This window comes from Bradyrhizobium genosp. SA-3 (assembly GCF_004212635.1).
Classification (GTDB): domain Bacteria; phylum Pseudomonadota; class Alphaproteobacteria; order Rhizobiales; family Xanthobacteraceae; genus Bradyrhizobium.
This window is the reverse complement of sequence record NZ_PSRT01000095.1, coordinates 25,699-32,152: the sequence shown is the minus strand read 5'-3', so window position 1 is coordinate 32,152 and position 6,454 is coordinate 25,699. Positions and strand designations below refer to the sequence as shown.

Genomic DNA, 6,454 nt, shown 5'->3' with positions numbered 1-6,454 from the left:
GCTTCGGCAAGGCGGGCCTCGCGTTCCCTGTCCTTGACCCGTGCCCGCTCGCGGTAGCGGGCGAGCGAGCCGGCGGCGGCGGAGCTCGCCCTTCCCCAGATCCCGACCAGCTGGCCCGCGACCCGTCCGGTCGTGCCTCCCGCCCAGACCAGCTCGAACGGCGAAAACAGGCGCCAGCGGTCGTCGCCCCGGAGGATGCTGCGCGCAATCATCTGTCCGGCCATGGCCGAAATGTTCATGCCCTGGCGGCCGAACCCGCTCGCCACCCACAGGCCTTTGCGCAGCTCGCCGATCTGCGGCATGCCATGCACGGTCTGGCCGGTGGCGCCGCCGAATGTATCGGTGATCTCGACATCGCCGAGCTGCGGAAAGATCGTGCGGATCCGCCGCTTGATGGCGCCGGCGAAGCGCTGCGGACGCGCCGCCCAGGTGGTTTCCGGGCTCTCCCACATCAGCCGGTCGCCGTCGACGATACGGAAATGGTCGATGCCGTCGGAATCCAGCACCGATCCCTTGAAGGCGACGATCTCATGCACACGCTCGCCGAGCGGCGCGGTGATTCCGGCATAGCGCCAGACCGGGAGCAGCGTCTCCGACAGGCGCCGCAAGGGCGCGCCGAGATGGATGTTGCCGGCGAGCACGATATGCGTCGCGCGCAGCCGCGCCGAGGGCGTGACGATGCGCTTGCGGATGCCGGAATGATCGATGCTGACGACCGGCGTATCCTCGAAAATGCGGGCGCCCGCCCGCCGCGCCAGTGCCGCAAGCCCATGCACATATTTGCGGCCGTCGACCTGGAACGCGCGAGGATAATGGATGCCGTGGAAGTAGCGGTCGGTCTTGAGCACCGCGCGGACGCGATCGACCTGCCAGCCCTTGACTTCGGTGTCGAAATCCTCATTCAGCATTTGCAGCCGGCTGATCAGCCGGTCGCCCGCATCGACATTGGAGACTTCCAGCACGCCCTCGCTGAGGCCGATCCCCGGCATGTTCTCTTCCGTGGCGTTGGCGCGGACGAACTCGGCGCCCGCCTTCGACAGCGTCCACAATTCGCGCGCGTCCTCGAAGCCGATGCGCTCGATCAGGTCGGTGAGCGGCAGCGCAAAGCCTGGCATCACGGTGCCGAGCTGATTGCCGGAGGCATTCCAGCCGACATGGCGGCCCTCGAGAACCGCGACGCTGGCCCCGAGCCGGGCCGCCTCTAGCGCGATGGAAAGGCCGGCAAGCCCCGCCCCGATCACGCAGATGTCGGCATCGAGATCGAACGACAGCCGCTCCCGCTCGCGAAAGCCGGCTTCGTCCTGGGGCACGCTTGTGAAGGTCTCACTCATGTCGTTTTCTTAAAGGACCGATCGGGCGCTTGTCACCTTGTCCTCAATCCGCGCCTGTAGATTATCCTGGATGCGTAACGATTCGAGAATGCCATGCGCCGTTTGATGCTGCTGCGTCACGCCAAGACCGAGACCGACGCGCCGAGCGGCCGTGACCAGGATCGCCGCCTCGACGGCCGCGGCCACAAGGATGCTGCGCGGATGGGCGACTGGATCGCCGCCCATCCGCCCTTCCCCGATACCGTGCTGGTGTCGCATGCCGTCCGGGCCCGGCAGACCTGGGACATCGCCTGGAAGGCAATGAAGGACCACGTCGCGGCGCCGCAGGTCGAGGTCCTGCCGGAACTCTATGGCGCCGATCCCGGGCAGATCCTGGAAGCCATTCGCACTGCAACCGCGCCGGCCAACCCGAAGCGATTGCTGCTGATCGGCCACAATCCCGGCATGCACGAGATCGCGCTCAAGCTGATCGGCGGCGGCGATCCGGCCGGGGCCAGGGCGCTCGGCCACAACCTGCCCACAGCGGGGCTTGCGATCTTCGACTTTGACGTCAAGGATTGGGGTGACGTGGCCTACCGCCGCGGCAAACTGGTGCTGTTCGTCAGCCCCAAGCTGCTTCGATCGGGATGAGACGCGCGGGCGCGGTCTCGACCGGTTGATTCAGTTCACCAGGAGGTGTTGACTGGAAGACTGGAGGCGCAGATGTTCAAATCCATCCTCGTGCCCATCGACCTCGCCGATACCGATCTGGCCAAGCCGGCGATCGCAACCGCGGCGACGTTGTCTCAAACCTGGAGCGGCACGGTACGCCTGCTCAACGTGCTGCCGATGACGCCGGTGATGCTGGCCGAATACGTGCCGGCCGATTTCGACGAGCAGCAGCGCCAGACCTCGGAGGAGGCCCTCGCCATCGTCGCGCGCGAGTCCGGCATCGAGCCCTCCCGCATCTCCAGCGTGGTGCGCCAGGGCGGCATCTATCACGAGATCCTGGAGGAAGCGGTGCACATGAAAGCCGACCTGATCGTGATGACCTCGCACCGGCCGGCGATGCGCACCTATTTCCTCGGCTCCAACGCCGGACACGTCGTGCGCTACGCCAAATGCTCGGTGCTGGTGGTCAGGCACTGAGTGTCGCAGCAAACGCCGTCATTGCGAGTAATGACGATGTTGAGGCACCGTCCGCCTATCGCTCCGGCAGTTCGTAGCCCGGATGGAGCGAAGCGAAATCCGGGACAGCTGTGTCCGCACGGATGGAATCCCGGATTGCGCTGCGCTCCATCCGGGCTACAAGACCTTGCGTTGCCTGTCGGGCAAAACACGCGAGCCGTGGGTCAACGCCCGCCATCCAAAATATTCCGCTTTACCGAACTTCGGAAATGGCGTATGTGTCGCGCAACCCGGCCCAAGGAAGAGGGGCGTATCGCGATCGTCACGAACGCGGGTCGGGCGGCGGTGGACGTGGACCATACTGGCGCGAAAGGCCTCGCAGGGCGGGCAACCGTGAGCGAAGACCTCGTGCACTCGACCGGTGCAGCCTGCGTACGGCGAAATCGTGTGGTCCTGGCGCCCGGGGTCTGTGCGCCAAGTCTTGCGGTGATGTGAGCGGCCCGACCGGGTCCGCAGCATCAGCCATCCGCAAGGCGACGGGGGCAATAGTGCATCGCTCCCCGGGGAGAGCGCGACATAAGCCGTTCCAACCACTGCGCAGGGAAGGCCGGGATGTCTCCGGTTGCCCTGTTTCCCGCTATGCATCGAAGCACACGCAATCTGCTCTCGGCATGGCGGTCCATAGGAGCCAACCGGCTCCCGGTCTTCCCTGCGCCCTCTTTCATTGAGGGCAAGGCACCGAACCAAAGCTCGGGCGAACAAGCCGCGAGGATGAGAAGGTGTGTCTGCGATAATGATGCGAATTGAAAGAACGACGCAATCACCCCACACTCGTCATTGCGAGGAGCTCGCGACAAAATTGCAAAGCAATTTTGCGCTGATGCGACGAAGCAATCCAGACTGCCACCGCGGAGGGATTCTGGATTGCTTCGCTGCGCTCGCAATGACGATGTTGAAGCAGCTGTGCACCAAACTGCGGTCTCGTGCCCCGGACGCAGCGCAGCGCTTCTTAGCGGTGCGCTGCAGAGCCGGGGCCCATGTTGCACCGAGTTGCGCGGTTTGCTGGGTCCTGGCTCTGCGCAGCAACGCTAAGGGCGTTGCTGCGCGTCCGGGACACGCGAGGGACGAGCGCGGTCGAAGGAGATCACAAATACCGCGTCAGCTCGGTCTTGAACTGGCCGTAGACCGCGTCCTCGATCTGGCTGCGCGTGATCCCGATGTCGCGCAGGGCGCGGTCGTCGAGCTCGTTCAGCGTCTTGACAGCGGAGCGGCGCTCCAGGCGGTCGAACAGCGCGTAGACGGCGATGGCGAGCGTGCTGAAAAATCCGCTCGATGAGGATGGGCCTAAACTCCGCCCGGCAGTTTGCGAGATCGTGGTCATTGTTCTTCTCCGGCCTGTCGTCCCGCGCGGCGAAGCCGATGCCGTTGGCGCAGACGCTTCGAGCGCTTGCACCTCATTTGCCGTCGGATTGCTCTCGCTCTCCTCGGCTCAATCGCGGGTCTTGATGGAACTTAAATGCTCCAGTACATTTCTCGGAGCAAGGAAAACATTGCTCTCGGTGCAATAATGTCCAAGTTCGAGTACGTGAAGCTTGCCGATGCCATTGCCGTCGATATCGCTAACGGCACGTTAAGGCCCGGCGACCGGCTGCCGCCGCAGCGCAATTTTGCCTATGACCGCGGCATCGCAGTCTCGACCGCGAGCCGGGTTTACACCGAATTGCTCCGCCGCGGGCTCGTGGTCGGCGAGGTCGGCCGCGGCACATTCATCTCCGGCGACATCAGGCGCGAGGTCGAGACGATCAGCGAACCGGCCGACGCGCGCATCAACTTCGAAGTCAATTACCCGCTGCTGCCGCAGCAATGGGCGATGATCGCCAAGAGCCTTGCGGGGCTCGAGCGCGTCGACGCGCTCGAGTCCGCGCTGCGCGTCTCGACCAGCACCGGCACCAAGAGCGCGCGCAACGCGGCCGCCGCCTATCTCTCGCGCAAGGATTTTACGCCACAGGCCGAGCAGATCGTCTTCACCGCCAACGGCAAGCAATCGCTCGCGGCCGCGCTCGCGGCGCTCGTTCCGACCGGCGGCCGCTGCGGCGTCGAGGCGCTGACCTATCCTTACGTCAAGAGCATCGCCGCGCGGCTCGGCATGACGCTGGTCCCGATCCCGATGGACGAATATGGCGCGCGGCCCGACGCGATCCAGAAGGCGCATCGCGAGGCGCATCTGTCGGCGCTGTATCTCCAGCCCATCATCCAGAACCCGCTCGGCGTCACCATGAACGCGACGCGGCGCGCCGACATCATGCGCGTTGCCGAAAAGCTCGATCTCACCATCATCGAGGACACCGTCTACGGCTTTCTTGCCGACGACACGCCGCTCGCCGCACTCGGGCCGGACCGCTGCATCGTGATCGACAGCCTGTCCAAGAAGGTCGCGCCGGGCCTCGCGCTCGGCATCCTCGTCGCACCGCCTCACTTACGCGAAAGCGTGATGAGCGCGGTCCGCACCGGCGGCTGGATCGCCTCCGGCCACGCGCTCGCATCCGGGCAGCGGCTGATGGCCGACGGCACCGTCGCCGAGCTGACAAGGCTGAAGCGCATCGACGCCGCGCGCCGCCAGCAGACCGCGGCAAGGCTGCTGGCCGGCTACCAGCTCGCCGCCGATCCGCGCTCCTATCATCTCTGGCTGACGTTGCCGCCGCATTGGCGCTCGCAGACCTTCGTCGCGGCGGCAGCCCGGCGCGGCATCGCGCTGACGCCGTCCTCGACCTTCGCAATCGCCCATGGCCACGCACCGAATGCGGTACGGCTCGCGCTCGCGCCTCCCTCGCCCGAGCAGCTCGATTCCGGCCTGCGCACGATCGTGTCGCTGCTCGGCACCAAGGAAGAGGATTTCGACTCGACGGAGTAGCGATCGGTCTATGGCAGCAAGGACCGGGGCAACTGATCGAAGCTGTAGCTCCGCGGCTGGTTGCGCCACACGAAGCCGCCGACCTGCCAGGCGAACAGCGCGGCAAAGCCGAGGATGAACAACGCGCCGGCGAACTCGCCGATCATCAGCGCGCGGATCAACAGACCCGCCATCGCCACCGTCAGCACCGCCAGGAAGGCCAGCACCGCCGCATAGGTCTTGCGGCCAAGGCCCGCACTCAGCGTCGCCCGGCTCCCCGCTTTCGCCATCCGCTCATGCAGCGCGACGATGAACTGGCGAAAGCCATTGTCCTGCGGCGCCATCAGGGCCGCGGTCTGCCAGCTCGTCGACAGGATCGCGATGCGCCCACCGCTGGCGTGGCTGACGTCGGCGCGAAAACGGTGCTGCTGCATCGACATCGGGCGAAACGATAGCCGGATCGCGCTGATCTCGTCATAGCGCCACAGCGCGGAGCGCCCGGCGACGTGCCAGGACAGCCCCTCCTCCATCAGCTCGAAGCGATGCGCCGAGCCGATCAGCGACGCCTTGTAGGCATAGCTCGTGACTGCCTCAGCATTCGAAACCTGCATCTCGACAATCAATCCCGTCCGCGCGATCCCGTATGCGATCCGCTTGCGCGACCGCCCTCGCCCATCCTACAAGCGGGGCATGGCTGAGACGACCTATTTTCCGCGCCGCCTGATTCTCGGCGCCGCAATGATCTCCGGCGTGCTGCTCGCGCTCGCGGTGCACATGCTGGGCGCGCGCTACGGGCTCGATCTCGGCGGCCTCTGGCGCTCCGACACGCATGAATTCATCCCGGCCGGCGCAGCGATCGCCTGGTGGCTGATCGCGACCGTCGGCTTTTCCGGCGGCTATTTCACGGCGACCATGATGCAGAGCGCGATTTCCGGACAGATCCCGCAACGGATGCGCCAATTCCTGATCGCGGTCGGCGTGCTGCTGCTTGCGGGCGCGGGCCAGGTGGCCTCGGCACCGAGCCCGATCCCGACCGTCTCGAGCGTACTGGCCGGGCTCGCTGCGCTGTGTCTCGGCGCCGTGATGGCATTTTGCGGCGCGCATTTCGCACTGCGCCGCGGCTAGA

Annotated in this window: 7 protein-coding genes; 4 read left to right on the top strand and 3 right to left on the bottom strand. The window is 65.9% G+C overall.

The window, feature by feature from the left end; all coding sequences use genetic code 11:
- The coding region (locus tag CWO91_RS28590) for an NAD(P)/FAD-dependent oxidoreductase (RefSeq protein WP_130218332.1) at window positions 1-1,331 on the bottom strand (1,331 nt) is incomplete at its 3' end.
- Between the two features lie 93 nt (window positions 1,332-1,424).
- On the opposite strand from CWO91_RS28590, the gene CWO91_RS28585 reads away from it, so the two are divergent.
- A complete protein-coding gene (locus CWO91_RS28585) occupies window positions 1,425-1,961 on the top strand; it encodes a SixA phosphatase family protein (protein WP_130218330.1) in 537 nt (178 codons plus the stop codon).
- Window positions 1,962-2,033: 72 nt separating this feature from the next.
- Entirely contained in the window at window positions 2,034-2,459 is a 426-nt protein-coding gene (locus CWO91_RS28580; protein ID WP_130218328.1) for a universal stress protein, read from the top strand.
- A 1,123-nt stretch (window positions 2,460-3,582) separates the two neighbouring features.
- On the opposite strand, the gene CWO91_RS28570 is transcribed toward CWO91_RS28580, so the two are convergent.
- Window positions 3,583-3,819: a DUF1127 domain-containing protein gene (locus CWO91_RS28570; RefSeq protein WP_130218326.1), complete on the bottom strand. Its 237-nt coding sequence runs from the start codon at window positions 3,817-3,819 to the stop codon at window positions 3,583-3,585.
- Between the two features lie 186 nt (window positions 3,820-4,005).
- Here CWO91_RS28570 and CWO91_RS28565 point away from each other — a divergent pair, with 186 nt between their 5' ends.
- Window positions 4,006-5,349 carry a PLP-dependent aminotransferase family protein gene (locus tag CWO91_RS28565; RefSeq protein WP_165405766.1) on the top strand — a complete coding sequence of 448 codons (1,344 nt, stop codon included), beginning with the start codon at window positions 4,006-4,008 and terminating at the stop codon, window positions 5,347-5,349.
- Between the two features lie 8 nt (window positions 5,350-5,357).
- Here CWO91_RS28565 and CWO91_RS28560 read toward each other — a convergent pair whose 3' ends face one another.
- Complete coding sequence (locus tag CWO91_RS28560; protein WP_130218322.1) at window positions 5,358-5,939, bottom strand: hypothetical protein; 582 nt, start codon at window positions 5,937-5,939, stop codon at window positions 5,358-5,360.
- A gap of 79 nt (window positions 5,940-6,018) precedes the next feature.
- On the opposite strand from CWO91_RS28560, the gene CWO91_RS28555 reads away from it, so the two are divergent.
- Window positions 6,019-6,453 carry a hypothetical protein gene (locus CWO91_RS28555; RefSeq protein WP_130218320.1) on the top strand — a complete coding sequence of 145 codons (435 nt, stop codon included), beginning with the start codon at window positions 6,019-6,021 and terminating at the stop codon, window positions 6,451-6,453.
- Window position 6,454 lies beyond the last annotated feature (1 nt).

Excerpts from the sequence above, each read along its gene's own strand:
- CWO91_RS28580 (WP_130218328.1), top strand. The coding sequence starts at position 2,034 with ATGTTCAAATCCATCCTCGTGCCCATCGACCTCGCCGATACCGATCTG.
- CWO91_RS28555 (WP_130218320.1), top strand. The coding sequence starts at position 6,019 with ATGGCTGAGACGACCTATTTTCCGCGCCGCCTGATTCTCGGCGCCGCA.
- CWO91_RS28570 (WP_130218326.1), bottom strand. The coding sequence starts at position 3,819 with ATGACCACGATCTCGCAAACTGCCGGGCGGAGTTTAGGCCCATCCTCA.
- CWO91_RS28565 (WP_165405766.1), top strand. The coding sequence starts at position 4,006 with ATGTCCAAGTTCGAGTACGTGAAGCTTGCCGATGCCATTGCCGTCGAT.
- CWO91_RS28560 (WP_130218322.1), bottom strand. The coding sequence starts at position 5,939 with ATGCAGGTTTCGAATGCTGAGGCAGTCACGAGCTATGCCTACAAGGCG.
- CWO91_RS28585 (WP_130218330.1), top strand. The coding sequence starts at position 1,425 with ATGCGCCGTTTGATGCTGCTGCGTCACGCCAAGACCGAGACCGACGCG.